The following is a 24,668-nucleotide window of genomic DNA, read 5'->3' as shown; positions in this document are numbered from 1 at the left end:
TCTCTCTTCTAGCATCCGAGTTGTCGGGCGAGGTCTTCGAGATCGTCGGCGACGTAATCCCAGCGCTGCTCGGCTGTGAGGTCGGTCGTCTGACCCTCGCCGTATTCGGTGGGTCGTGCGATGAATGCGGTTTTAAGGCCAAGGCTGCGCGCGGCGGCAAGATCGTAGTTGTGGGCAGCGCACATCATGACGGCCCCGGGCTCCAGATAAAGGAGTTTGCAGACCCCGAGGTAGGTCTCCGGATCGGGCTTGTAGTGCTGGAAAAGCTCGCAGGAGAACACGTTGTCCCACGGCAAGTCGGCAAGCTTTGCCATGTTGACGAGAATCGCGACATTGGCGTTGGACAGCGGGCCGATGATAAACTTCGACTTCAGCCGGTGTAGCCCGCGCGATGCGTCGGGCCAGCCGTCCAGGCGATGCCAGACCTTGTTGACGTGCATCATCCGGTCGTGGTCTAGTTCGGCCAGCCCCATCTCTGCGAACACTGCCTTCAAGGCATCGAGGTGAAGTTCGTCCAGGTTCGTCCACGGCAACTCGCCGCTGCGCACCCGCGCTTTCTGGGGATTGTAACGGTCTCGCCAGCGGTCGACGAGGCCGGGCCAGTCGATCTCCACGCCTTCCGTCGCGCCCCAGCCGGTGAGATCGCGGATGATTGAACCCCGCCAGTCGACGACCGTGCCGAACGTGTCGAAGACAATGGCCTTGACGCTATTGGTCATCTAGCGCCCTCCTTCTTGTGGGACGAAACGCGCTCGAACGTTTCCACTCGCTTTTCGGCCACCCAGTCTCGAACCATCGCATCAAAGCTCAGGAAGTGCGGCGTCTTCAGGTGGAAGTCGAAATCGGCTTTTGAGCCGTAGACTTCATAGAGGTAGGTGCGCTCCGGCCGCTCAGGATCGCGGCAGACATCGAACACTTCGCAGTTTGGTTCGTCGCGCAGCGACGTCGCCGCATTCTCGATTATCGCCGCATGGAAATTATCGGCGAACTGGCTCCGAACGACGAACTCAACGACCACGACGAAGCCTGTGGATGCCGAACTCATGCGACCTCCTCGCGGACGGCACCCAGAGCGCCGATCACGCTGCGCGTCATCTCCGCGCAATTGGCGCTTCCGCCATACTCCATTGGAACCGCGATCTTTGTCGACAAGGTGTGCTCGACCGCCGCCTCGATCAGCCCGGCGGCGTCAGCAAGCCGCTGATCGCCGTGCTTTACCGCTAGCCAGTCGAGCATCATCGCTCCTGACAGGAACATTGCGCCCGGATTGGCGACGCCCTTACCCGCGATATCGGGAGCGGTCCCGTGTGCCGGCTGGAAGAGGCCGTGGGTATCACCGATGTCCGCCGAAGGGGCCATCCCCATGCCGCCGATCAGGCCGGCCGCAAGGTCGGAAAGGATGTCGCCGAACATGTTCTCTGTCACCAGCACGTCGAGCGTCCAGGGCTTCTTCACCATGTTGAGCGCTAGCGCGTCGACGTAGGCATAGTCCCTGTGCAACTCAGGGTGCTTTGCAGCGATCTCATCGAAGACCTTGCGGAAGAAAGCCATCGAACTGAAGACATTCGCCTTGTCGACGCAGGTCACCGTGCCGGGCTTGCCGCGACGTTTGCGCTGGGCGGCGAGCTGGAAAGCGAATTCGGTAACGCGCTCGGTGCCGGCCCGCGTGATCTGCATCGTGTCGTAGGCCTCCTGGTTGTTCAGGACCTCGCCGCGCCCGCGCGCATAAAACAGGCCTTCTGTCTGCTCGCGGACCAGCACGAAGTCGATTCCTTCGGCGCGAGGATCGGACAGCACTTTCGGAAGGCCCGGAAACCACCGGATCGGACGGACACCTGCAAACAGGCCGAACTCCATGCGCAGGTCGAGCTGCGGAATGATTTCCGTCCCGTCCGGGAAGCGGATGTCGGGCCAGCCCATCGCGCCGAAGAGGATTGCGTCGGATGTCCGGCAGGCCTCGAGCGCGGCGGCGGGCAGGGCCTGGCCGGTCTCCGCGTAGTGCTGCGCACCGGCCTGATGCGTCTCAAACACGAGCGGTGGCGCGCCCGCCTGGCCGACGGCGGCGTCGATCAATTCCATGCAGGCAGGCATGACTTCCCTGCCGATCCCGTCGCCGGGAAGGACTGCGATCTTGAGAGTGTTGTTCAACGATGACATTTGAAACCTGTCCTAGAGGTGGTTGAGGCCGAGGCGCTCGAGGAGGTCGAGCAGTTCCTTGCCTGCCCGCTCCCGGTGCGCCTTGTGAATGTTTCGTGCCTTTTCGCGATCGCCTTCGCGGATTGCTTGCACGAGTTCTGCATGTTCGCGGGTTGAGTTGACGGGCTTAGGACGCATCTTCAGCGTCACCATCCTGACGCGATGTGCGCGGTCGATGAAATTGAGGACGACCGACTTGAGCATCTGGTTGCCGCCAAGTTCGAGCAGTTGCTCATGAAATCTCGCGTCCGCCTGCGCCCAGCGCTCCAAGTCATCTTGCGAAAGCGCATGGTCCATATCGGCGGTAGCCTTTTCGAGACCCCGGAGTTGATCCTCGGAAAGCTGGCGGCTGGCGGCCAGCTCTGCAGCCGTACTCTCCAGCGACGTCAGGATTTCGTAAATTTCCTTCATGTCAGAAATAGAAATCGGCAGGACCCGCATTCCATGCCTCGGGATAACCGAAACAAGTCCGTCCTGCTGGAGGCGCATGAGCGCCTCCCTCACGGGCGTCCGACTCATTCCCAACTGGGAGGCGACTTCCTGTTCGGTCGCCTGGTAACCGGGCGCCCACTTGTTATCCAGGATGAGCTGGCGCAACCGAAGGTGCGCTGTCGCGGTCATTGTTTTCGCGAAGGCGTCCTCTTTGATCTCTGAGACCGGTGCTGTCTGTTTCCTGGTCGGCATTTTCTTTCCCTTCAAGCTGGCTGATTTCTCAGGAGCCTACATATTTTCGCCAGCTATGTTCAGGCTGGTATCCGAGAACGCTCTTTGCTTTGTCGATTGACAGCAAGGTTTCGTTGTTCCCGATCTGCTTCTTGAACGGGACCCCCGAATACCACCTCCTGACGAGTTCCTCGTTGGAGGTGGTCATGACCCCATCGTCGTTTGCGATGATGAACACCTCGGCACCTTTGCCGCTCCACTCGAGCGAGCGACGGATCGCCTGTGCCCCGTCGCGGGCGTCGATATAGGTCCAAAGGTTGAAGCGTCTGCTGCCCGGGTTCTGCTCGAAGGCCGGGAAGTCGGCATACTCGCTCTCGTCCATAACGTTGGAGAAGCGTAGGCAAACGATCTTGAGCTCGCTGTCCCAGCGGCAATACTGCTTTGCCATCTCCTCGCCGAGATGCTTCGAGAGGGAATAGGAGGTTTCCGGGCGCGACTGATAATTCTCGTCCGCCGGCAGATAGTCAGGCTTGATCTCGTAAGGAATGCCGAGCAGGGTCTCGCTCGACGCCCACACGATGTTCTTGATGCCGAGCAAGCGGCATGACTCGAAAACATTGAACGTCGAGATGGTGTTGACCCGGAAAACATCCGCAGGAGCAACGCGCCCCGGCATCGGCACAGCGGCCAGATGGACGACGGCTTCAGTGTTGCGATTGTGGTCCCAATCAAAGCCACTGATCGCCTCGATCGTGGCGCGCATATCCTCGAAATCGACCTTGACGAAGGGGCAGAGGTTTTCTGGCGGAGCGATCGTATCCGCGTTGATGACGTCGTGGCCGCTCTCAACCAGATGCTTGATCGTGGCTCTACCCAGTTTGCCGCTGCCGCCTGTGACTAAAACTCTCATATCCTAATACCTCCGTAGAACCTTCCAGGTTAGCGGCTTCGGCCGACCGCCACAGCCAGGATGATGAGCATTCCGCGCGCGATGAGCTGCTGGCTGTAGTCGAGGCCGCCAAGAATAAGACCGTTGTTGATGACACCGATGAGCAGGGCACCGACGATGGAACCGATCACGGTGCCGCGTCCGCCGAATAGGCTGGTACCGCCGAGAACCACGGCTGCAATGACAGACAGCTCATCACCTTCGCCAAGCTGGAAGCGTCCAGACTGCAGGCGTCCAGCATAGAGCATGCCAGCGATCGCAGCGGCCATCCCCGTCAGTAGCAGCACCTGGAACTTGATTTTCCGGACATCGACTCCGCTGTAGCGAGCTGCGACCGAGTTTCCGCCTGCCGACATGACCTTGCGGCCGAACGGTGTCTTTCGGAGCGCGATATGGGCGATCATGCCCAGAACGGCGACCCAGACAACGAGGACAGGAACAGGGCCGATGTTGCCGGAACCAAAGACGAAAATGAACGGGTCGTTGATAATTGGAACAGGCGAAGTGCCGCTTACCCACATTCCGACCCCTCGCGCGATCCCCATCATGCCGAGCGTCACCAAGAACGACGGGATGTTGAGATAGGCAGTCAGGCCGCCGTTTATGGCGCCTACCAGCAGCCCGAGGGTCAAGCCCGCGAGAATGCCGGGGAATAGACCGTACTTGCTCAGCACCAGGCCAGCGACCACCGACGACAATCCGGCAATGGCTCCGACCGAGAGGTCGATCTCGCCCGCCGAGAGTACGAACGACATTGCCATGGAAACGATGGCGACGATCGCAGTCTGCCGCAGGATGTTGAGCAGGTTGTTTGAAGATAGGAATCCGCGATCCTGCAGCAAGATCGCGAAGACGATGAAGATGACGACGAAGCCGATGTAGACGACGTAGTCGCGCCAGTTGCTGTGCCACGGCCGCATGTGGGTTGCATCCGTCTCTGTGTTCAATGTCTTGGCTTCAGTGGACATTTTGGGTTGCCTTCTGAATCGCGACCTGCAGACCGAGTTCGGTGCGGATCAGCGGAGATTGAGTTTCGTCGCCGGCAATCGTGGCCCAGCTTTCGATTTCGTCGCGCTCGATTTCGCGCGCGAGACGTCCGTTGTTCATGACCAGGATGCGGTCGCTCGTTGCCAGAAGCTCGGCTGGTTCCGACGAGATGACGATGACGGACTTTCCGGAGGAGGCGACGCTCCGAATGAGTTCTACGATCTCGGCCTTTGAACCGATGTCTACGCCTGCTGTCGGTTCGTCGAGAATGACAACCGAAGGATCAATCGCTAGCCATTTGGCAATAACGATCTTCTGCTGGTTGCCGCCGGAAAGGTTCCTGACCTTGTTGTCAGCGGACGGCGTCTTGATCCTCAGTTGCTTGATGAGATCGGAGGTCAGTGTTCCCTCGCGTCGACGATCGATGAAGGGACCGCGGACGAGCTGACCGATCTGCGGCAGTCCAAGATTGTCGCCGACGCTGTGCTCGACAACCAGACCTTCCTCGTGGCGGCTCTCCGGAACAAGGACGATGCCTGCCTTGATCGCATCCGAAGGTGACTTGAACTCAACGGCAGTGTCGCCGAGTTCTACGGTTCCCGCAGTTTTCTTATCGACGCCGAAAAGAAGGCGGGCAAGCTCGCTCCGGCCAGCGCCCATGAGGCCTGCTATTCCCACAATCTCGCCCTTGTGGACGTCGAAGCTGACATCGCTGGGTTTTCCCGAAGGGCCCGAAAGGCCACGTACGCTCAGCGCGGGTTTGCCGCTGCGATCAATGGCGCGCGCCTGGTATTGGAAGCCGGTGACACGCTTGCCGACCATGTGCTGCACGATCGAGTCGAGCGTGAATTCGGATGTCTTCCCGGAGGTCACGTTCTGACCGTCGCGGAGAATTGTAATCTCGTCGGCGATCGTCATGATCTCGGTCATGCGATGGGAAACGTAGATCACGGCTGTTCCCGCCGCAGTGAGCTTCTTCAACATGCCGAACAGAGTGTCGGCTTCCTGTGCGCTCAGCGACGAGGTTGGTTCGTCAAGGATAAGGATCCTGGCGTCTTGGTGGATGGCCTTGGCGATCTCGGTCAGCTGGGCCTGGCCGGGGCTGAGTTCAAAAACAGGCGTCCTCGGATCAACCCTGAGGTTGAGCTGGCCGATGATCTCGGCTGCCTGTGCGATTTCCCTGCGTTCGTCGACCAAGATCGACAGGCGGCGGGGCTCCCGGTTCAGGAAAATGTTCTGGGCGACCGAGAGGGTGGGGATCAGGCTGAGGTCCTGGAAGATCATCTCAATGCCGAGCCTGCGGGAATTCTCCGGAGAGCTGGACGACATGTGCTCGCCAAAAACCTCGATGGATCCCTCCGTGGGTGTGACCACGCCCTGCAGGATCTTCAACAGCGTAGACTTGCCGGCGCCATTTTCGCCGACCAGCGCATGGATTGTCCCGGGTTGGATCGTCAGGCTGACACCGCGCAATGCGTGCACGCCGCCAAACGATTTCCTCACGTTGCTCATCCTGACGGCGGCGAGGGTTTCGGTGACTGCTTGAGTGTTCATGGTCGTTGTCCGCCGCTGGGGCACGGGGAGCGGTCGGAGCCGCTCCCGCGCACCGTTAGTTCATTGCGTCGGTGAGAATCTTCGGTGCCTGGTCGCCGTTCGACTGCGGCCACGCCTCGATCAGGTTATCGCGGGTCACCGCAAGGGCCGGGAGCACGACGTAGGGAGGTGCGTCCTTTCCGAGAAGGGCGTATCCGGCAAGGATGCCCTCGGCATAACCGGCGCCGTACGGACGCTGGGATCCGGTTCCCTTGACGTAACCCTTCTTAGCCATGTCGATCGAGATGTTGACGCCAAGGTCGCAAGTGGTGATGACGAGGCTCTTGGACGCGCCCGCTGCGCGCGCCGCTGACAGGACGCCTTCTGTTGGCACGTCCCACACGGCCCAGATGCCATTGAGGTTGGGGTGGGCCGTCAGCATTGCGGAGGCGACGCGCTCGGATTCGCTTGAGAAATCAGGGCCTCCGACACCGGTCTCCTGGACGACCTTAATATCCGGATAATCCTTGATCGCTTCCTCGAAGCCGACCACGCGTTCTTTGGTGGCAAAAAGGTCGGACGCATGCGGGATGAGACCAATTTCGCCCTTGCCGTCGAGCGCCTTGGCCATGAGCAGTGCGGCGACCTTTCCCATCCCGCGGTTGTCGGAAGAGACGAGGCTCACATAGTCTTTGCCAGCCTTCATCCCGGCGCCGGTCTGGTCAAGGAAGATGATCTTAATGCCAGCGGCAGCAGCTTTCTTGTATGCTGCGGCCGTGGCTGACTGCTCGGCGGGAACGGTAATCATGACGTCAGGTTTGAGCGCCATGACGCTTTCGATGTCTGAAACTTGCTGCTCCGCGCGATATCCAGCATCAGTCGTCGCAACGATTTCGACGCCGAGCTCTTCCAGGGCCTTCTTTTGCCCGGCCATCTGGGCCTTGGCCCAGTCAGACGCCGTGTAGTGCATCACAATGGCCGCTTTGGCATGCTTCGCCTTGATCTTTTCGATCTCTTCGGCGGATAGCTTCAGGTCGCTCGCGAGGGTCGCTTTTTCGCCGTTGGGCCCGCTTGCCGGGTGACTTTCAATATCCTTGATCTGTTTATCGATATCGACCGCGAAGGCGCTCGGCGCATAGGCAGCGCTACCGCCGAGGGCAGTGGCAAGGGCGATCATCTGTAAGGACTTGCGCATCGTCAAAGGCATTTCGGTTCCTCCCTTTAAGGCCTATTGAGTTCAATAACGTATACGTTAATGCATTTGTAAAAGCTGTCAACTGAAGAAATGTCGGGAAACATCGGCGAGCCGCATCGAGCATTCCGCATTTGGAATGGTTTCAACCACCCGTGAGTGCCCAACGCGGTAGTCATCACGGTGGTCGTCTTGTCCGTTTGCCACCAAACGGATCGAGGCAGACCGCCCCCGTGAAAGCGACCCGGGACGATCCTTCCGGCTCCCGATGGACGCGGTAGCCAAATAAAAGCTATTGCGCAAATACAGAGGTATAAGGTATGAGGTATGATGTCGATGGGCAGACTCTTCGCAGTCGCAGCGGAATGTGATATTGTTATGTTTATCGTGTGTATTGCGTTATTTTGTGTTCTGATATTGTGATGTCCAGAAAAATGCGCCACATTGGTCGCGGTTTATGGGGAGGAAGAATTGACAGCAGCAGTTTCGATCCGCGATCTCGCGAACGCTATCCGTGTCCTGTCGATCGACGCGGTTGAGGCCGCAAAGTCCGGGCACCCCGGAATGCCCATGGGCATGGCTGATGCGGCGGCGGTGCTGTTCGGCCGGCACCTCAAGTTCGATTCAAGCGAACCTGGCTGGCCGGACCGCGATCGTTTCGTCCTGTCGAACGGCCATGGCTCGATGCTGCTCTACAGCCTTCTGCACCTCACCGGGTACAAAGACATGACCATTGAGCAGGTTCGCAACTTCCGCCAATGGGGCTCCAAAACGCCAGGTCATCCCGAATATGGGCACACCGCTGGCGTCGAGACGACCACCGGGCCGCTCGGACAGGGGATCGCGTCGGCTGTCGGAATGGCTATTGCGGAGCGGCGCCTATCAACCGAATTTGGCGCAGCGCTTGTCGATCACCGGACGTACGTTTTCTGTGGAGATGGGTGTCTCATGGAAGGTGTTGGTCAGGAAGCTGCTTCGCTGGCCGGCCACCTGCAGCTCGGCAAGTTGATCGTCCTTTACGACGACAACTCCATCACCATCGACGGCTCGACCGCAATCGCGTTTTCAGAAGATGTGCTCGCGAGGTTCGACGCGTACGGATGGCACACGCAGCGCGTTGACGGTCATGATCCGGATGCGATCGACGCGGCGATCTCGCAGGCGAAGGCGGAAGCATCCAGACCATCCCTCATAGCCCTGAAAACCATCATTGGATACGGCTCTCCGTCAAGGGCAGGAACAAGCTCCGTACATGGTGCACCGCTCGGCGCCAGCGAAGCCGCCGCGACGAAGGCAGTCTATGGCTGGACGGCGGACACTTTCGAGATTCCTGCTCCAATCCTCAAAACTTGGCGCGAAGTCGGCGCGAAGGGCGCCAAGGCGCGCAAGGACTGGCAAGCGCGGCTCGAAGCAGCGGGCGCAGATGTCAGAAGTGAGTTTGAACGCCGCACCGCCGGCTCATTGCCAGCGCGATATGAGGAAGCGGTCAACGCCGCCAAGGCAAAGCTGCTCGACAAGCCGCAATCAGTGGCAACGCGTAAGGCAAGCCAGATCGCACTGGAAGCGCTGACGGAGCTGCTTCCGGAAATGATCGGCGGGTCCGCTGACCTCACCCACTCAAACTTGACCCGGGTTCCGGCCGTCGACAGCGATTTCACCGCCGCTGCAAGCGGGCGGTATGTCAGCTATGGCGTTAGAGAGTTTGCCATGGCCGCCGCGATGAACGGTATGGCGGCTCACGGCGGCGTCATACCCTATGGTGGCACGTTCCTCGTCTTCTCGGATTATTGCCGCAATGCCATTCGTGTGGCGGCTCTGATGGGCGTCCGCTCTATCTTCGTGATGACGCATGACTCGATCGGTCTTGGCGAAGACGGTCCGACGCACCAGCCGGTCGAGCATCTTGCCAGCCTCAGGGCAATGCCGAACTTGCATGTATTCCGGCCCGCCGACACCATCGAGACGCTGGAATGCTGGGATCTTGCAATAACCAGCAAGAACACGCCGTCGGTTTTGGCGCTCTCGCGGCAGAATGTCCCGCAACTGCGCGCCCAGCGTGACGGCATCAATCGCTGCGCACGGGGAGCCTATGTGCTGCGGGAAGCGAGCAGCGAACGTGCCGTCACAATCATCGCCACTGGAACGGAAGTCGCGCTTGCGATCCAGGCTGCCGACGAGCTTGAGGCGAGAAACGTTCCCGCCGCTGTCGTCTCGATGCCGAGCTGGGATCTCTTCGAAAAGCAGCCCAAGGATTACCGCAGCTCGGTCCTCGGCAACGCGCCGCGCATTGCCGTGGAAGCGCTCTCGAAGTTCGGCTGGACTAGGTATGTCGACAGCGAAGACGACGTGATCGGGATGTCCGGCTTCGGAGCGTCTGCGCCGGCCGAGACGCTGTACGAGCAATTTGGGATCACGCGTGACGCAATCGTCACGCGCGCCCTAGCAAGGATAAGGGGCAAGCAATGAGCGCGCCGGCGACACCCGGAAATGACGAAGCGGGCGTCCAGTATGGTTCTGTCGATGAGTACCTCTCGACCTGGGCTGGTGAAGATTTGTCCCGTCAGGGGGTGGCGGCTCTAATCAACGGTGTGTTGGATGCCGCCTGTCTTTTATCCGCACGCATCGCAGCCGGTTCCCTGGAGGGCGATCTGGCCCACCTTGTCGGATCAAATACCGACGGTGATGCGCAAAAGGCAATCGACATCGCGTCGCACGAGTTGTTCATCGAAATACTCGCACGCGCAGGCGCTGCCAGGGTCCTGTCCGAGGAGGCCGACGCGCCAGTTATGCTCAATGGCCAGCATTTTGCGGTCGCAATCGACCCGATCGACGGTTCAGGCAATGTCGGGCTGGGCACGCCCGTCGGCACGATCTTCTCGATCATGCCTTTCTGCGAAGCTGAAGATCCCTTTTTAACCCCTGGAAAGCGCCAGGCCGCGGCCGGTTATGTCTCATTCGGCAACACCGTCGATTTGGGCTTTTCGGTCGGTGAGGGTGTGCTGCTGGCGACGATGCATCCCCAAACCGGCGAGTTCCTGATCGTCAAAAGGCAGGTTCTGATACCTTGCGACACGTCCGAGCTTGCATATAACGCTTCCAACCACCGTCACCTTCACCCTGCCATGAGCCTGTATCTTCAGGATTGTCTGACCGGCAAGGAGGGAACGCGCGGCCGTGATTTCAACATGCGTTGGCTCGGATCGGCAGTCGGAGAGCTCCACCGGATCCTGATCAGGGGCGGTGTGTTCTTCTACGCCGGCGACAAGCGACCCGGCTTTGAAAATGGGCGCCTTCGACTGGTGTATGAAGCGAATCCGATCGCGTTCCTGATGGAGCAGGCCGGGGGGCGGGCCACCGACGGCACGACCGCCATCCTGGACAAGATCCCGACCTCTCACCATTGCCGCACGCCGCTGGTTTTCGGTTCGGCGACGGAGGTCGACGTGATCGCAAGCTATCTCAATTCCAATCCAACCAGCGAGTAACATGTCATGGCCAGGATTACTCTCCGCCAGCTGCTGGATGATGCCGCCGAACACGGCTACGGCGTCCCGGCGTTCAACATTAACAACATGGAACAGGCGCTTGCCATCATGGAAGCGGCCGACGGAACGGATTCGCCTGTCATCCTCCAGGCGAGCCGTGGGGCGCGAGCCTATGTCAACGACATCATGCTCAAGCACATGATGGAGGCGGTGACGGAAATCTATCCGCATATCCCCGTTTGCGTCCATCTTGACCACGGAAACGAACCGAGCACCTGCGTCACCGCGATCCAGCATGGTTTTACGTCCGTAATGATGGACGGATCGATCCTTGCTGACGGGAAAACCGCGGCGGATTGGGACTACAACGTCAAGGTCACGAGAAGCGTCAGCGACACGGCCCATTGGGCAGGGGTTTCGGTGGAAGGGGAGCTTGGCGTTCTGGGCTCGCTTGAGACCGGTGCGGGCGAGGCGGAAGACGGTCACGGCGTCGAAGGCAAGCTCGATCCGCATCAGCTTCTGACCGATCCGGAGGAGGCGGCGAAATTTGTCGCGGAGACCAAGGTGGATGCGCTTGCCGTCGCAATGGGCACCAGCCATGGCGCCTACAAGTTCTCACGCCGGCCGGACGGTGACGTGCTGGCAATGGATGTTATCGAGGCGATCCACCGGAAACTTCCGAATACCCATCTCGTCATGCACGGTTCGTCAAGCGTGCCGGAGGAGTTGCAGGAAATCTTCAATCGCTTCGGCGGGCGGATGAAGCCCACCTGGGGCGTGCCGCTCGAGGAAATCCTGCGCGGCATTCGGCATGGTGTGCGAAAGGTCAACATCGACACGGATTGCCGCATGGCAATGACCGGGCAGGTGCGCCGAGTGCTGTCCGAAGATCCGACAGAATTCGACCCTCGCAAATATTTGAAGCCCGCAATGACGGCGCTTTCGAAGCTTTGTCGCGAAAGATTCGAAGCTTTCGGAACGGCAGGGCGCGCAAGCTCTATCAACGTCGTGCCACTCGCGGAAATGGCGAAGCGGTATCGAGCCGGCTCGCTCTAGGTAGGTCACAGCAGTTCGAACGCAAACGTGGTGAAGCGGGACATGACCGAGAAGAAAACCCTCTGGATTGGCACCAGCTGGAAGATGAACAAGACGCTTGCCGATGCCGCGCAATTTGCGCACGGTCTCAGGGCCGCAGACATCACGTCCCATCCGCGCATCCAGCGCTTTGTCATCCCTCCTTTCACTGTTGTCCGGGAAGTGAAGACCACATTGGCGGGCACGTCGGTAAAGGTCGGCGCGCAGAACATGCACTGGGACGAGGAGGGCGCCTGGACGGGCGAGATTTCGGCCTTGATGCTTACAGACTGCAACCTCGACATCGTCGAGCTTGGTCACTCCGAGAGGCGTGAACATTTCGGTGAGACGGACGTGACGGTAGGACTGAAAGTCGAGGCGGCGGTTCGCCACGGCTTGATCCCGCTCATCTGCATAGGGGAGACACTTTCCGAACGCGAGGCCGGGCGAGCCCGCGACGTCCTCGAGCGCCAGGTTCGTGGCGCGTTGGGAAGCCTTTCTACCGACCAGAAGCACAAACCGATACTGCTTGCCTACGAGCCTGTTTGGGCCATTGGCGTCGATGGGATCCCCGCGACAGCGGACTACGCCGACGCCCGCCAGGCCGAGATCATCGCGTTCGCGGAAGCCGTGCTCGGCCGGCGCATTCCCTGCCTCTACGGCGGTTCGGTCAACGCAGACAACTGCGAAGAGCTCATATCCTGCCCTCATGTCGATGGGCTGTTCATCGGCCGCTCGGCCTGGAAGATCGAGGGCTACCTCGACATCCTCGAAAAGTGCGCGGCCAAAATCTGAGGAGTGATGAAGATGAAAATTGCAGTAGCAGGCGACAGCGCGGGCGAGGGCCTCGCCAAGGTCCTCGCCGATTATCTCAAGGACCGTTTTGAGGTGTTCGAGGTCTCCCGGACGGACGCCGGTCTCGACGATTTCTATGCGAACCTCTCCGACAGGGTCGCCAACGGCGTGCTCGACGGCACCTATGACAAGGCCATCCTGGTGTGCGGCACCGGGATCGGCGTCTGCATTTCGGCAAACAAGGTGCCGGGTATTAGGGCAGCCCTCACACACGATACTTATTCCGCCGAGCGGGCGGCGTTGTCGAACAACGCCCAGATCATTACCATGGGCGCCCGCGTCATTGGATCGGAACTTGCGAAGACGATCGTCGACTCATTCCTCGCCCAGAGGTTCGACGAGAACGGTCGCTCGGCCAGCAATGTTGCCGCCATCGACGAGGTCGATACGAAATACCACGCCCGCTAGTTGGAAGGCTGGGCATGCATTGCTCGCGGTCGATGCGCCAGGCGCAATCAGCCTGGCGCATTATCGTTTTCTGGCAATTTTCAGAACCCGGCGAATAGGCCGGGCGGCATACGGTATCCGGGCTTCGCGTCCGCCTTCAGATGCCGCCGGTGATGATCGCAGTGCGACCTGCGGGAAATGTAAGATGCGCCACGCCTTGACGTGATGCCCTGGCTGTCATTTCAGCAGGGATGTGCGGAAGTGTTCCATGTTTTCCTCGACGCTCTCGCGGCTGAGGTCACCGGTCTTTCTGTCCCGGATCATCTGAAACATGTGTTCGTGGAGATCGACTGCGCGCCATTTGCCACTGACCTCTAGCGATTTTTGCACCCAAGGCGCGACCATCGTCAGCACGAAGTCGGCGATCACGACGATCAACGGGTTTCCGGCGGCTTTGTATATTGCTCGGTGGAAATCGAGATCGGCCTTGAGGAGATCTTCGATCGCGGAGTTCGCATCCTCCGACAGCCTTTTTAGTCGGTCGATGCACTCTCTCATCGTGGCGAGGTCTTCGTCCGTACGCCGCAGCGACGCGAGTTCTGAACAGTTGCGGTCGAAAATGTATCGCAGTTCCATCAGCATCTCAGGCGTCGAGCTCTGAAGATAGAGCTGAAACATCGCGAGCGGCATCGCCGGAAGGCCTTCGTCCTTACGGATGTAATTTCCAAAGCCATGACGCGTCTCGACAAGACCCGAGACCGCGAGCGTTTTGATCGCCTCTCTGATTGGAGTGCGACTGATCCCGAGAAGCTGGGCCAGCTCTTTTTCATTGGGAAGTTTGTCACCAGGCCCGAGGTTGCCTTTGGCAATTTCGCCCGTAATGTAGTCGAGCGCTATGTCCAGCCGGCTTGGGATTTTCTTTGGGTCAACAGACAGCATTCCTGGTCACGCTCCAATCAGAAATCGAAAAGGTACGAGGTCATACCGCGTTTTCCCGCTTGCGACAAATGCCGAACGTCGAACTGGCCACCTCTCCAGGTTATTCGCTGATTTGTCCCAGCCGCTTCGAGGCTTTTGGATCGAATGGGAACATGAGGCCAGCGGCCAGGAAGCCGCCGTCGACGTTCAGGGTGTGCCCCGTAATATAGGCAGCATCGTCGCTCGCCAGGAACACCGCGGCATCAGCGATTTCCGATGGTTCGCCATAACGGCGTTGCGGAACGAGCCGATGATAGGCGTCACGCGTTTCGACCGTGTGCATGACTTTCGAGACCTCGGTCAATATCGGGCCCGGTGCGATGTTATTCACATTGATTCCCGATTCCGCGAGTTCGACCGCCATAACCTTCGTGAGGAGTTCGACGCCGGCCTTTGAGGCTCCATAGGCCGAACGCCCGACACCTCCCTTCTGACCGGACAGCGAAGCGATATTGATGATCCGCCCATAGCCTTTGGCGGCCATGATCCGAGCAAAGGCTTGCGCCACGAGGAATGTTCCGGTCAGATTGATCCGGACGACGCGTTCGAATTCCTCCCGTGAGCTTTCGAGAAACAGAGTGGTTGCGCCCACGCCCGCGTTGTTCACGAGTATGTCGACCGTGCCGAATCGGCCAATCGTTTCCTTAACGATCGTCTCAACGTCTTCGTTGACGGAAATATCGGCGCGGACGGCCAAAGCCCGCTCCCCAAGCCGCTCGGCGGCTTCGTTCGCCACTTCCAGATCGCGGTCGACGATAACGACATTCGCGCCTTCGCGAACATAGGCTTCAGCGATTGCCAGTCCGATGCCCCGGCCAGCGCCCGTCACCACGGCAGTGCGTCCAGAAAGTCTCATCTCGTCGTCCTCCAATTTTCTCGATATGAGGTATAAGGTATAAGGTATGACCTTGACAGAGTTATGAGCTGCTTCTATGAGTATTGTCAAGAGTGAAGCCCGGCTGATGTATGGAGGAAGATATCCTCGGCCGGGATATTGGGAGGATCCGATGACATCAGCTGGCAAGCTCAAGGCCGTGTTTTACGGCGACGACTTCACGGGTTCTTCCGAAAACCTGGCGCAGTTCCATCGCAGTGGTGTGAAGGGAAAACTCTATCTCGCACGCCCTTCAGCACAGACGGCGTCAACAGATGCTCTGTCTTATGATGTGCTTGGCTTCGCCGGTACCGCAAGGGCGTTGTCCGGCGTCGAGCTCGACGAGGAGCTTGACAGCGCGTTTTCGATCATGCGCACCCTCAACAGTCCGCTTATCCAATACAAGATCTGTTCGACGTTCGACTCGTCGCCCACCGTTGGAAGCTATGGTGCTGTTCTGGCGCGCGCTGCGGCTCACTTCGGCAAGAGGGACGTTCCAGTCCTCGCCGCGACCCCGGACTTCGGGCGCTACACCTGTTTCGGAAATCATTTCGCGCGCTTTGCCGACAGGATTGAGCGGCTCGACCGGCACCCGAGCATGTCGCGCCACCCCAGGACGCCGATGCACGAGGCGGATCTGCGCATGCATCTGGCTGGGCAGACAGATAAGGAATTCGTCAACGTCACGCTTCCCGCAATCCGGAACCGCTCGGCAATGGAGGAGCGTGTCTTCAAGGCCTTCCAAGAGGGGGCAGGGGTCATTTTCGATGGGCTCGAAAATGCGGATCTTGCGGCTGTCGCCGATCTGCTCTGGGCGCGGTATCCGACACGTCCGATGTTCGCGCTAGCAGCTCAAGGCTTGGCGCAACAACTCGGCGCTCTTTGGGCCCGCTTGGGCCTGCTATCGTCGGCGGAGCCCGTCAAGACGGAGATTGCCGGCGTCGAAAATCTACTCGTCTTATCAGGTAGTTGCGCCCTGCAAACCGGGCGCCAGATTGCGGTGGCCGAAGCTTCCGGGTGGAACCTTGTCCACTTGGATGTCTCGACAGTCCGGTCCGATGATGATGCTGAGGCAGTTGCGCGGGAGGCTGCTTTGAAGGCGATCGAGAGCCTTGTGCGCGGTCGATCTACAATCATCTACACGGCTCGCGGGGAAACCGGCCGTCTGGCCGGCGGCGATGTTCCCGCGGAACGCTTGGGCGCCATCTACTGTGACGTTGCGCGTGCCGTGCGCCGCGCGGTTTCCTTGCCGCGGATCGTGTTTTCGGGCGGTGACAGTTCGAGCTATGCGGTGCGGACAATCGGCGCCGAAGCGCTCGAGATCGCCGTTTTTGACGAAGTTCAAAATTGCCATGTCTGCCGCCTGGATGCGCCGGGCGACGCCGAAGTCGATGGCCTCGAAGTCATGCTGAAGGGCGGGCAGATTGGTGCCGATGACTTCTTCCTGCGGGCAAAGGCGGGCACCTCGGGTTATCTGGCGGCGTAAGGAGCGAAAGATGCAAAAGAAAATCATCCTCGAAGCCAGGGTCAACGAGTACGCGCCGCGCACATCCAACCCTAATATCCCATACACCGCCGACGAGATCGTTGAGGCCGCCGTTGCAGCCCGCAAGGCGGGAGCGGCGATTCTCCACTATCATGCCAGGACAGCCGACGGCGGTGCGACAAACACCGTTGAGGCAAACGCCGAAATCATCCGCGAAGTCAGGCAGGCGACCGATCTACTCATCCTTCCCACGCTCGGCTTTATCTCGAATGATGCCGACGCCATGAAGCGCATCGACACGGTCGCAACCCTGGCATTGGACCCTGCTACGAAGCCCGATATTGCGCCCATCGATACCGGTTCGGCCAATCTCGAGCTTTGGGATGCCGAGACGCGCAGGTTCGAAAATCCAGAACGTTTGTATCTCAACACGACCGAAAGTCTCGCGCACTACGCGCGTACCTTGGCCGAAAAGGGCGTAAAGCCGAAGCTGGTTTCCTGGTCTGTCGGGTTCACGCGCCGCGCGATCGCTCTGATGGACGCGGGCCTTGTGAGGGGGCCCGCCTACTTTCTCCTGCACCTAACGGGAGGGCGATACATTACCGGGCATCCGCCGACCGAGGCGGGTCTCATGGCGCATCTTGCATTTCTGCCCGACGACCGGCCGATCGAATGGACGGTCAATTGCCTTGGGGGCAATCTGTTGAACATTGCTCCTGCGATCTGCCGTCTGGGCGGCCACATGGCTATTGGAATAGGCGACTATCCCTATCGCGAGTTCGGCACACCCACGAACGCGGAAGTCATATCGCGCGCTGTTGAGATTGCCCAAAAGGTCGGACGTGAGCCCGCTACACCCCAGGAGGCACGCGCGATCCTCGAACTGGACGCCGCGTAGATCCAATAAGGCATGCGATCCGCACACACGAGGCATAGATTTGGATTTTTACGAGGTATGACGTCATATCATGGTCAACGCAACTGAGAAGATAACAGTTCAGGGAACCGCGCAGTCGTCTTCGGCACGCGTGCTTCTGCGGGCCGAGGGCGTGGAAAAGTCGTTCAACGGCGTCCCAGCGCTCGTTGATGGCCGACTAACTCTAAAGGCCGGGACCGTCCATGCCTTGTGCGGCGGTAACGGCGCCGGCAAGTCGACATTCCTCAACATCACGATGGGACTGCTCCGCCGCGATGGAGGGATAGTGGAGATCGATGGCGAGCAGGTCGACTTCAAAAGCGCCGCTGACGCCTTGCGTCACGGCATCGCGATCATCACGCAGGAGCTTTCCCCCGTCCCCGAGATGACCGTCGCCGAGAACCTTTACCTTGGCCGCGAGCCGAAGCGACTTGGCGTGCTCGTCGATTTTAGCCAGATGCGCAGGGACGCCCAGGCATTCCTCGATGAACTCGGCTTTGAAGTCGACGCTGCCAAGAAGATGGGGGAGCTGAGCCTCGCCCAGATTCAGCTCGTCGAAATTGCGAAGGCTCTCAGCTATCGGGCACATATCGTCATCATGGACGAGCCGACATCTGCTATCGGCGAACACGAAGTCCATGTCTTGTTCAACGCGCTCCGCAAGATCACCGCGCGCGGTTCCGCAATTATCTACGTGTCTCACAAACTCACCGAAATCTTCGAGATCGCGGATGAGTACACAGTCTTCCGCGACGGCCGTTTCATCGAGACTGGAAACATCAAAGACATCGACCGCCGTCATCTTGTGACACAGATCGTCGGCCGTGAAGTCAAGCTGGTCGAGAAGGGCAAGCCTCTCGAAGACGCGCCAATCCTGCTTTCGGTCTCGAACTTGGCGCGCGGGCCTCATTTCCGAGACATCTCGCTAGACGTGGCGTCCGGCGAAGTGGTCGGAATCTACGGGCTGCTTGGGTCCGGACGAACCGAGTTCCTCGAGACAATATTCGGGCTGCACTCACCAACGGGAGGCGAAGTTGTCTTCAACGGCGGTAAGGTCAAGCCAGGCAGTCCTAAGGACGCAATTCAACGTGGAATGGCGATGGTGACCGAGGATCGCAAGGACAGTGGTCTCGTGCTCTCGGCATCGATCGCCCACAACATCACGCTTTCATCGCTGGCCTTGATGGCCATCAGCGGTTTCATCCGCGGGGACAAAGAGCGCAGCGCAGTTCAAGACATGATCGTCTCACAGAGGATCAAGTCGGCGTCGCCAGATGTTGCCGTCGAAACTCTGTCAGGGGGCAACCAACAAAAAGTCGTGCTGGCCCGGTGCCTTCTGACAAATCCAAAGCTTCTCATTTGCGACGAACCGACGCGTGGCATCGACGAAGGTTCCAAGCAGGAGATCTACGCGTTCCTGCGAGACTTCGCGGCAAAGGGCAACGGCGTCCTCGTGGTCTCCTCGGAGGCACCGGAGATCATGCAGCTCAGCGACAGGATCGCGATTTTCAAACAGGGGCAGCTCCTCAGCATCATCGACGGTGCCGAAGCAACGCAACAGACGCTTATGGACATGGCGAGCTGATGAGCGGTCATAGCCCCATTCACGGGAGGACTTGAGTAATGAATACCATCGCTGCGGCGAAGCCCGGAAACTTCCGCGCCGGGGAAATGATCAGGCAGTTCAGCATCGTTCTCGTGTTTTTCCTGATCGTCGCGTTCTTCGCGTTCGCGAACCAGTACTTCATGACATGGTTGAATTGGCTGAATCTCGTTCGCCAGTCGTCGATCAACGGCATTCTGGCGATCGGAGTGACCTTCGTCATCCTTACTAAGGGCATCGACCTATCGGTCGGCTCCGTAATGGCGCTCGCGGGCATGATCGCCGCCAGCCTCGTAACGGAGACCAACGAGCAGTTCGTGCTTTTCGGTATCTTTGCGGGCCTCGCGGCGGGAGCCGGCCTCGGCTTGGTGAACGGCGTGCTTGTTGCCGCGGTCAAGGTCCCGCCGTTCGTAGTGACGCTTGGCATGTTGAGCGTGGCCCGCGGTCTCACCTTGATCTTTTCGGAAGGACGCCCCATCCCGAATCTGTCGGATCCCTTCAAGTGGATCGGCTCCGGGCAGATCATGTATATCCCGGTACCGATCGTCATCCTGTTCGTCGTCTTCCTGATTGGATGGACCGTTTTAAACTATACGACTTTCGGCCGTTATGTGTACGCAGTTGGCGGCAACGAGAAGGCGGCTCGCACGAGCGGCATTTCCACCAAGGTGATCGTCGGTGCGACCTATGTGATCTCGGGCCTCCTGGCTGGTCTTGCGGGGCTTGTCCTGACGGCTCGCACCACCGCTGCGCTGCCGCAAGCGGGCATCGGTTATGAGCTTGACGCGATCGCCGCCGTCGTGATCGGCGGGACGAGCCTTGCGGGCGGCCGCGGATCGCTGCTCGGCACACTGATCGGCGCGCTCATCATCGGCACGATCAACAACGGCATGGACCTCATGGGCGTGTCTTCATACTACCAGCAGGTCCTCAAGGGCACGATCATCGTGGTCGCGGTCATCGCCGACCAAATCCGCAAATAAGACCAATCCCGAAATTGCCGCCGGGGAAGGCCGGCGACAATGTCCGGCCCAGCGTGTCGCGTCCGGACGTATCTTAAACCAGAGGAGAATATGAAATGCAGATGTCTAGGAGGAACCTGCTCAATGCGGGTGTGGGTATGGCAATCGCCGTAGCGACGTTGGCTGGCGGGAACTTCGCCTTCGCGCAGGACAAAATTCGGATCGCGGCTCTCTCGTTCGGTGAGTCCGGCGAGTACATGAAGGCTTGGTCGACGGAAATCCAGAACCATCCCGCCGTCAAATCGGGCGAGGTCGAGATCACCGTTTTCGACGGCAAGTATGATCCACTGACACAGGCGAACCAGATCGACACAGCGATCACCCAACAATTCAACGCGATCATCATGTCACCCTTCGACCTCGAGGCCTCGGCGCCGCCGATCGAAAAGGCCGCCGAAGCGAAAATCCCGCTTATCGTGTCGGCGCTCAAGACCAAGTCGACGAAATACACCGCGTCCATCATCGTTAACGATACCGAAGGCGGCCGGATCATCGCTGAGGAACTCGCCAAGCGCCTTCCGAACGGCGGCAACGTCGTCCTCATGGAGGGTCCGATCGGCCAGTCGGCCCAGATCGAGCGCCGCGCAGGCATAGACGCTGGTCTCGCCAAGTTCCCGAACCTCAAGCTCATCGAAGACAAGACAGGCAACTGGAGCCGCGCCGAGGGTCAGGCGCTCATGGAGAACTGGTTGCTCGCACACCCGGGTGAGATCAACGGCGTCCTTGCGGAAAACGACGAGATGGCGCTTGGCGCGATCGAAGCCATGAAGAGCGCCGGCATCGATCTCAAGACCGTTCCCGTTCTTGCGATCGACGGCATTCCGGACGCAAAGCGCGCCGTGAAGAAGGGCGAGATGGCGGTCAGCCTCTACAAGTACGCCCGCGCCGAAGGCCAGGGCGCGGTCGACCTCGCACTGCGGGCGATCAAGGGCGAGAGCTACAAGCCGCAGTCCGAAATCTGGGGCTCGCTGATGGAATGGAAGGGCGGCACCGAGAAGGACTACGTCGTGCCGTGGCTCGTGCTCGATTCCACCAATGTCGAGAAGTACATGTAATCGGACAACGGCGGACGGCCCGTACGGCCGTCCGCCTTACACCAGGGAAATAGGATCGACCATCATGTTGAAGAGAAAAGTTGGAAAGACCGATGTGACGCTGACCTCGCTAGGGCTGGGTACCTCGCCGCTCGGTGGGTGCAATGTCGATGTGAGCTTCCAGACTTTCGAAGCGGTCGTCCTCAAGGCATACGACTTGGGTGTCCGCTATTTCGACACCGCGCCCCTTTACGGCCTTGGAAAGTCCGAGCATTCCCTCGGCCATGTCCTTCGCAACAACGATCTCATCGGCAAGGTCGTGGTCAGCACCAAGGCGGGGCGGATACTCAAGCCGGAAAGCCGCGCAAAGCGCGCCGAGAGCCTTTACGGCATCGACTGGGTGAAGGCGCTGCCATTCGTCGATGACTACGACTATTCCTATGACGGCATCATGCGCGCTTTCGAAGATAGCCAGCAGCGCCTGGGTATGGACCACATTGACATCCTCTATCTCCACGACGTGAGCGGCGAATGGCACCGCGAGGCGTATAGCACCCACCTTTCGGCGCTGAGATCGAGCGGTTACAAGGCGTGTGACGAGCTGCGCAGCACAGGCTCCGTGAAGGCCATCGGCCTCGGCGTCAATGAAACCGCGTCGGTCCTGCAGGTGGCAGAGGAATTTGATCTCGACTGCTCCATGGTCGCCGGGCGCTACACCCTGCTCAACCACGGCGCTCTCGACCATTTCTATCCAGAAATGCAGCGTCGCGGCATCGGTATCATTGCGGCTGGCATCTACAACTCCGGCATCCTCGCCGAGGGTAGCAAGTCGATGACAACCACCCGCACCTACGATTGCCAGCCCGCGCCTGAAGCGATCGTCCGCAAGGTCGAGGCGCTCGAAGCCGTCTGCGAGCGCCATGGCGTCTCGCTTGCGACTGCAGCGACACAATTTGTCTACGCACATCCTGCAGTGACCGCGGTGGTACAGGGAGCGCTGGCGCCCGAACACGTCGTCGCAAACGTCGCCGCGATCTCGACGCCGGTTCCGGCTGCGTTCTGGGCCGACCTGAAGTCGTCCGGCCTCATCCCTGAAGCCGCGCCAGTTCCGGAGGCATGATCGCGATGGATCTGGCTCAGCGCAGGCCCTCGGACATTCTGGTCACCTATCGGATTGAGACCGCCGGGAGCGCTGAGGCCTTGGCGGTCAAGATCGGAAGCGACCAGTCGACGGGTACATTTGTTGACCTGCCCGGAGAGACGCCGCAACTGAAGGCGCGCGCGGCCGCGCGCGTGGTCGCTTTCGAGAAACTGGACTCTGTCGAGGTTCCCTCGCTCCCTGCAGCGGGCGAAGTCTTCAACCGAGCGGAGACAACAATCGCCTATCCCCTGGAGGCCGTCGGAACTGACCTCGCGGCAGTCACCACGGTTGCATTGGGCGGGGTCTGGTCGATCAAGGAATTCACCGGGCTGAGGGTCGTCGGCCTGCAGCTGCCTCCAGAGTTTGAAGGCGTCTACCCGGGGCCTCAATTTGGGATCGAAGGCTCCCGGCGTCTGACCGGCGTCTACAATAGGCCAATCATCGGCACGATCATCAAGCCCGCGCTCGGCCTCACCCCGGACGAAACGGCGCAGGTGGTTGCTGAACTCGTCGCGTCCGGTGTCGACTTCATCAAGGACGACGAGAAACTGATGTCGCCACCGTACTCCTCGTTGGAGGCGCGGGTGAAAGCGATCATGCCGATCGTCCGGGATCAGGAGCAGCGCACCGGCAAGAAGGTGATGTATGCCTTCGGCATTTCCGACGTCGATCCCGACGAGATGGTTCGCAAGCACGACCTGGTCGTGCGCGAGGGTGGAAACGCCGCCGTCATCAACATCAATTCGATCGGCAAGGGCGCTTTTCTGTTCCTGCGTCGGCGGTCGTCCCTTGTCTTGCACGCCCATCGCAACGGCTGGGATCTTCTCACCCGACATCCTGGTCTTGGGTTCGATTTCTCGGTCTACCAACAGCTTTGGCGACTTCTCGGCGTCGACCAATTCCAGATCAACGGCATTGCCGCCAAATACTGGGAGCCGGACGCGTCTTTCGTTCAGTCGTTCCATGATCTCCAGAAACCGATCTTCAGTGATGCCGACCGCCCGTTACCGGTCGTTTGTTCGGGTCAATGGGGTGGACAGGCGCCTGAGACCTATCGAAGGACGGAGCAGACGCTTGACCACCTTTACCTTTGTGGTGGTGGCGTCGTCAGCCATCCCGGCGGGCCGTCGGCGGGTGTCAGAGCGGTTCGTGCGGCCTGGGATGCCGCGGTCGCCGGGATCGATCTCCATGAATATGCCAAATCTCATCCAGAGCTGGCGCAGTCGCTCGCCAAGTTCGGCTCTAAAACCGTATCAGAAGGAAGATGACAGATGGAATATCGTCAGCTTGGCCGGTCAGGTCTCAAAATTTCGCAACTGGTTCTCGGTTGCATGAGTTTCGGCGTCGCCGATCGCGGCAACCATGCTTGGACATTGTCCGAAGACGACAGTAGGCCATTTATCAAAGAGGCACTCGAACAGGGCATAAACTGCTTCGACACGGCCAATGCCTACTCGGACGGCACCAGCGAGGAGATCATCGGCAAGCTGCTCAGGGAGATGGTGCAGCGTGATGAGGTTGTCATTGCCACCAAGGTCTACGGCAAGATGCGCAACGGAGCGAATGCGGTCGGACTTTCCCGCAAGGCAATCATCGCGGAGGCTGAGGCCAGCCTCAAGCGGCTGGCGACCGACTACATCGACCTCTACCAAATTCATTTCTGGGACAATTCGACCCCGATCGAAGAGACGCTGGAAGCGCTGACCGATCTCGTTCGAAGCGGCAAGGTTCGCTACATCGGAGCCAGCAATTGTTACGCATGGCAATTTGCGCGCGCGCTCTACAAGTCGGACGCTGCCGGATGGTCGCGTTTCGTTTCGATGCAAGCTCAGATGAACCTCCTTTATCGCGAGGAAGAGCGGGAGATGTTGCCGCTCTGTAAAGCTGAAGGGGTGGGGATCATCGCGTTCAGTCCGCTGGCTCGCGGGCGCCTCAGCCGGCCTTGGGAGGAAAGCAGTTTGAGGTCCGAGACCGACAATGTCACCGCTCGGTTCTACGGTCACGCGGACGAGGCGGATCGCCGCGTCGTAGACGTCGTCGCAAAGATTGCAGACGACAAGAACGTCCCGCGATCCCTCGTTGCGATGGCGTGGCTTAACACAAAGGCGGGCGTGACGGCTCCTATAATCGGCGCAACGAAGCTACAGCATCTGAAGGATGCCGTCGCTTCCTTGGCCGTCAAGCTAAGCGACGACGAGGTCCGCGAACTCGAGGAGCCATACGTGCCGCATAGCGTAGTCGGCTTGAACTGAGTTTGGCTCAGCGGGGACGACGTTGAGGCTGTCAGGAGGCA

General features: G+C 59.7%; 23 protein-coding genes. 13 read left to right on the top strand and 10 right to left on the bottom strand.

Going from position 1 to position 24,668, the window contains the following annotated elements:
* Positions 1 to 8: 8 nt before the first annotated feature.
* From CO667_RS29415 to CO667_RS29380, 8 genes are read right to left on the bottom strand one after another with little or no spacing between them, the layout of a single operon-like run.
* The gene (locus CO667_RS29415) at positions 9 to 719 is read right to left on the bottom strand and encodes a haloacid dehalogenase type II (RefSeq protein WP_064843699.1); all 711 of its coding nucleotides are present in this window, start codon (positions 717 to 719) and stop codon (positions 9 to 11) included.
* A complete protein-coding gene (locus CO667_RS29410; protein WP_064843700.1) occupies positions 716 to 1,045 on the bottom strand; it encodes an antibiotic biosynthesis monooxygenase in 330 nt (109 codons plus the stop codon). Before CO667_RS29410 ends, CO667_RS29415 begins: the two co-directional genes overlap by 4 nt.
* Positions 1,042 to 2,157, bottom strand: coding sequence for an isocitrate/isopropylmalate dehydrogenase family protein (locus CO667_RS29405; protein ID WP_064843701.1), 1,116 nt, complete (start codon positions 2,155 to 2,157; stop codon positions 1,042 to 1,044). The genes CO667_RS29410 and CO667_RS29405 overlap by 4 nt, the downstream gene beginning before the upstream one ends.
* Before the next feature lie 12 nt (positions 2,158 to 2,169).
* A complete protein-coding gene (locus CO667_RS29400) occupies positions 2,170 to 2,880 on the bottom strand; it encodes a GntR family transcriptional regulator (protein ID WP_040113969.1) in 711 nt (236 codons plus the stop codon).
* A gap of 28 nt (positions 2,881 to 2,908) precedes the next feature.
* Positions 2,909 to 3,769 (bottom strand): NAD(P)-dependent oxidoreductase, encoded by an 861-nt coding sequence (locus CO667_RS29395; protein WP_064843702.1) that lies wholly within the window; start codon positions 3,767 to 3,769, stop codon positions 2,909 to 2,911.
* 29 nt (positions 3,770 to 3,798) lie between these two features.
* A complete protein-coding gene (locus CO667_RS29390) occupies positions 3,799 to 4,776 on the bottom strand; it encodes an ABC transporter permease (protein ID WP_064843703.1) in 978 nt (325 codons plus the stop codon).
* A complete protein-coding gene (locus CO667_RS29385) occupies positions 4,766 to 6,349 on the bottom strand; it encodes a sugar ABC transporter ATP-binding protein (protein ID WP_064843704.1) in 1,584 nt (527 codons plus the stop codon). The genes CO667_RS29390 and CO667_RS29385 overlap by 11 nt, the downstream gene beginning before the upstream one ends.
* A 55-nt stretch (positions 6,350 to 6,404) precedes the next feature.
* Positions 6,405 to 7,535, bottom strand: coding sequence for a substrate-binding domain-containing protein (locus tag CO667_RS29380; RefSeq protein WP_096771278.1), 1,131 nt, complete (start codon positions 7,533 to 7,535; stop codon positions 6,405 to 6,407).
* A gap of 429 nt (positions 7,536 to 7,964) precedes the next feature.
* Here CO667_RS29380 and tkt point away from each other — a divergent pair, with 429 nt between their 5' ends.
* Genes tkt through CO667_RS29355 form a run of 5 tightly spaced genes read left to right on the top strand, consistent with a single transcriptional unit; the run spans position 7,965 to position 13,342 of the window.
* Positions 7,965 to 9,986: a transketolase gene (gene tkt / locus CO667_RS29375; protein WP_237359380.1), complete on the top strand. Its 2,022-nt coding sequence runs from the start codon at positions 7,965 to 7,967 to the stop codon at positions 9,984 to 9,986.
* A complete protein-coding gene (locus CO667_RS29370) occupies positions 9,983 to 11,005 on the top strand; it encodes a class 1 fructose-bisphosphatase (RefSeq protein WP_064843707.1) in 1,023 nt (340 codons plus the stop codon). Before tkt ends, CO667_RS29370 begins: the two co-directional genes overlap by 4 nt.
* 6 nt (positions 11,006 to 11,011) lie before the next feature.
* The gene (gene fba, locus CO667_RS29365; protein WP_064843708.1) at positions 11,012 to 12,061 is read left to right on the top strand and encodes a class II fructose-bisphosphate aldolase; all 1,050 of its coding nucleotides are present in this window, start codon (positions 11,012 to 11,014) and stop codon (positions 12,059 to 12,061) included.
* A 42-nt stretch (positions 12,062 to 12,103) separates the two neighbouring features.
* On the top strand, positions 12,104 to 12,874 hold the full coding sequence (locus CO667_RS29360; RefSeq protein ID WP_064843709.1) for a triose-phosphate isomerase: 771 nt from the start codon (positions 12,104 to 12,106) through the stop codon (positions 12,872 to 12,874).
* A gap of 12 nt (positions 12,875 to 12,886) precedes the next feature.
* Positions 12,887 to 13,342: an RpiB/LacA/LacB family sugar-phosphate isomerase gene (locus CO667_RS29355; protein WP_040140203.1), complete on the top strand. Its 456-nt coding sequence runs from the start codon at positions 12,887 to 12,889 to the stop codon at positions 13,340 to 13,342.
* A gap of 216 nt (positions 13,343 to 13,558) precedes the next feature.
* On the opposite strand, the gene CO667_RS29350 is transcribed toward CO667_RS29355, so the two are convergent.
* Both CO667_RS29350 and CO667_RS29345 read right to left on the bottom strand, forming a co-directional pair.
* Positions 13,559 to 14,260 (bottom strand): GntR family transcriptional regulator, encoded by a 702-nt coding sequence (locus tag CO667_RS29350; protein WP_004129783.1) that lies wholly within the window; start codon positions 14,258 to 14,260, stop codon positions 13,559 to 13,561.
* Between the two features lie 100 nt (positions 14,261 to 14,360).
* A complete protein-coding gene (locus CO667_RS29345) occupies positions 14,361 to 15,155 on the bottom strand; it encodes a 3-oxoacyl-ACP reductase family protein (RefSeq protein WP_004129782.1) in 795 nt (264 codons plus the stop codon).
* Positions 15,156 to 15,306: 151 nt separating this feature from the next.
* On the opposite strand from CO667_RS29345, the gene CO667_RS29340 reads away from it, so the two are divergent.
* The 8 genes from CO667_RS29340 to CO667_RS29305 all read left to right on the top strand — a co-directional run bounded on the left by CO667_RS29340 (position 15,307) and on the right by CO667_RS29305 (position 24,627).
* Positions 15,307 to 16,659, top strand: a complete 1,353-nt coding sequence (locus CO667_RS29340) for a four-carbon acid sugar kinase family protein (RefSeq protein ID WP_064843710.1) — start codon at positions 15,307 to 15,309, stop codon at positions 16,657 to 16,659.
* Positions 16,660 to 16,669: 10 nt separating this feature from the next.
* Complete coding sequence (locus CO667_RS29335) at positions 16,670 to 17,557, top strand: 3-keto-5-aminohexanoate cleavage protein (protein ID WP_028753509.1); 888 nt, start codon at positions 16,670 to 16,672, stop codon at positions 17,555 to 17,557.
* Between the two features lie 70 nt (positions 17,558 to 17,627).
* The gene (locus CO667_RS29330; protein ID WP_040140011.1) at positions 17,628 to 19,160 is read left to right on the top strand and encodes a sugar ABC transporter ATP-binding protein; all 1,533 of its coding nucleotides are present in this window, start codon (positions 17,628 to 17,630) and stop codon (positions 19,158 to 19,160) included.
* Between the two features lie 38 nt (positions 19,161 to 19,198).
* Positions 19,199 to 20,161: a ribose ABC transporter permease gene (locus CO667_RS29325; RefSeq protein ID WP_004129777.1), complete on the top strand. Its 963-nt coding sequence runs from the start codon at positions 19,199 to 19,201 to the stop codon at positions 20,159 to 20,161.
* A gap of 95 nt (positions 20,162 to 20,256) precedes the next feature.
* Positions 20,257 to 21,255 carry a substrate-binding domain-containing protein gene (locus CO667_RS29320; RefSeq protein WP_004129775.1) on the top strand — a complete coding sequence of 333 codons (999 nt, stop codon included), beginning with the start codon at positions 20,257 to 20,259 and terminating at the stop codon, positions 21,253 to 21,255.
* Positions 21,256 to 21,319: 64 nt separating this feature from the next.
* The gene (locus tag CO667_RS29315; RefSeq protein ID WP_064843711.1) at positions 21,320 to 22,354 is read left to right on the top strand and encodes an aldo/keto reductase; all 1,035 of its coding nucleotides are present in this window, start codon (positions 21,320 to 21,322) and stop codon (positions 22,352 to 22,354) included.
* Positions 22,355 to 22,359: 5 nt separating this feature from the next.
* On the top strand, positions 22,360 to 23,643 hold the full coding sequence (oiaX, locus tag CO667_RS29310; RefSeq protein ID WP_096771285.1) for a 3-oxo-isoapionate-4-phosphate decarboxylase OiaX: 1,284 nt from the start codon (positions 22,360 to 22,362) through the stop codon (positions 23,641 to 23,643).
* 3 nt (positions 23,644 to 23,646) lie between these two features.
* Complete coding sequence (locus CO667_RS29305) at positions 23,647 to 24,627, top strand: aldo/keto reductase (protein WP_064843712.1); 981 nt, start codon at positions 23,647 to 23,649, stop codon at positions 24,625 to 24,627.
* Positions 24,628 to 24,668 lie beyond the last annotated feature (41 nt).

Source organism: Rhizobium sp. L43 (assembly GCF_002531725.1).
Taxonomy (GTDB): Bacteria; Pseudomonadota; Alphaproteobacteria; order Rhizobiales; family Rhizobiaceae; genus Rhizobium.
The sequence above is the reverse complement of the archived record's forward strand: the minus strand, read 5'-3'. Positions and strand labels throughout refer to the sequence as shown.

Bases quoted from the DNA above. Each gene is read 5' to 3' on its own strand.
- CO667_RS29415 (WP_064843699.1), bottom strand. From the start codon at position 719: ATGACCAATAGCGTCAAGGCCATTGTCTTCGACACGTTCGGCACGGTC.
- CO667_RS29410 (WP_064843700.1), bottom strand. From the start codon at position 1,045: ATGAGTTCGGCATCCACAGGCTTCGTCGTGGTCGTTGAGTTCGTCGTT.
- CO667_RS29405 (WP_064843701.1), bottom strand. From the start codon at position 2,157: ATGTCATCGTTGAACAACACTCTCAAGATCGCAGTCCTTCCCGGCGAC.
- CO667_RS29400 (WP_040113969.1), bottom strand. From the start codon at position 2,880: ATGCCGACCAGGAAACAGACAGCACCGGTCTCAGAGATCAAAGAGGAC.
- CO667_RS29395 (WP_064843702.1), bottom strand. From the start codon at position 3,769: ATGAGAGTTTTAGTCACAGGCGGCAGCGGCAAACTGGGTAGAGCCACG.
- CO667_RS29390 (WP_064843703.1), bottom strand. From the start codon at position 4,776: ATGTCCACTGAAGCCAAGACATTGAACACAGAGACGGATGCAACCCAC.
- CO667_RS29385 (WP_064843704.1), bottom strand. From the start codon at position 6,349: ATGAACACTCAAGCAGTCACCGAAACCCTCGCCGCCGTCAGGATGAGC.
- CO667_RS29380 (WP_096771278.1), bottom strand. From the start codon at position 7,535: ATGCCTTTGACGATGCGCAAGTCCTTACAGATGATCGCCCTTGCCACT.
- CO667_RS29370 (WP_064843707.1), top strand. From the start codon at position 9,983: ATGAGCGCGCCGGCGACACCCGGAAATGACGAAGCGGGCGTCCAGTAT.
- fba (WP_064843708.1), top strand. From the start codon at position 11,012: ATGGCCAGGATTACTCTCCGCCAGCTGCTGGATGATGCCGCCGAACAC.
- CO667_RS29360 (WP_064843709.1), top strand. From the start codon at position 12,104: ATGACCGAGAAGAAAACCCTCTGGATTGGCACCAGCTGGAAGATGAAC.
- CO667_RS29355 (WP_040140203.1), top strand. From the start codon at position 12,887: ATGAAAATTGCAGTAGCAGGCGACAGCGCGGGCGAGGGCCTCGCCAAG.
- CO667_RS29350 (WP_004129783.1), bottom strand. From the start codon at position 14,260: ATGCTGTCTGTTGACCCAAAGAAAATCCCAAGCCGGCTGGACATAGCG.
- CO667_RS29345 (WP_004129782.1), bottom strand. From the start codon at position 15,155: ATGAGACTTTCTGGACGCACTGCCGTGGTGACGGGCGCTGGCCGGGGC.
- CO667_RS29340 (WP_064843710.1), top strand. From the start codon at position 15,307: ATGACATCAGCTGGCAAGCTCAAGGCCGTGTTTTACGGCGACGACTTC.
- CO667_RS29335 (WP_028753509.1), top strand. From the start codon at position 16,670: ATGCAAAAGAAAATCATCCTCGAAGCCAGGGTCAACGAGTACGCGCCG.
- CO667_RS29330 (WP_040140011.1), top strand. From the start codon at position 17,628: ATGGTCAACGCAACTGAGAAGATAACAGTTCAGGGAACCGCGCAGTCG.
- CO667_RS29325 (WP_004129777.1), top strand. From the start codon at position 19,199: ATGAATACCATCGCTGCGGCGAAGCCCGGAAACTTCCGCGCCGGGGAA.
- CO667_RS29320 (WP_004129775.1), top strand. From the start codon at position 20,257: ATGCAGATGTCTAGGAGGAACCTGCTCAATGCGGGTGTGGGTATGGCA.
- CO667_RS29315 (WP_064843711.1), top strand. From the start codon at position 21,320: ATGTTGAAGAGAAAAGTTGGAAAGACCGATGTGACGCTGACCTCGCTA.
- oiaX (WP_096771285.1), top strand. From the start codon at position 22,360: ATGGATCTGGCTCAGCGCAGGCCCTCGGACATTCTGGTCACCTATCGG.
- CO667_RS29305 (WP_064843712.1), top strand. From the start codon at position 23,647: ATGGAATATCGTCAGCTTGGCCGGTCAGGTCTCAAAATTTCGCAACTG.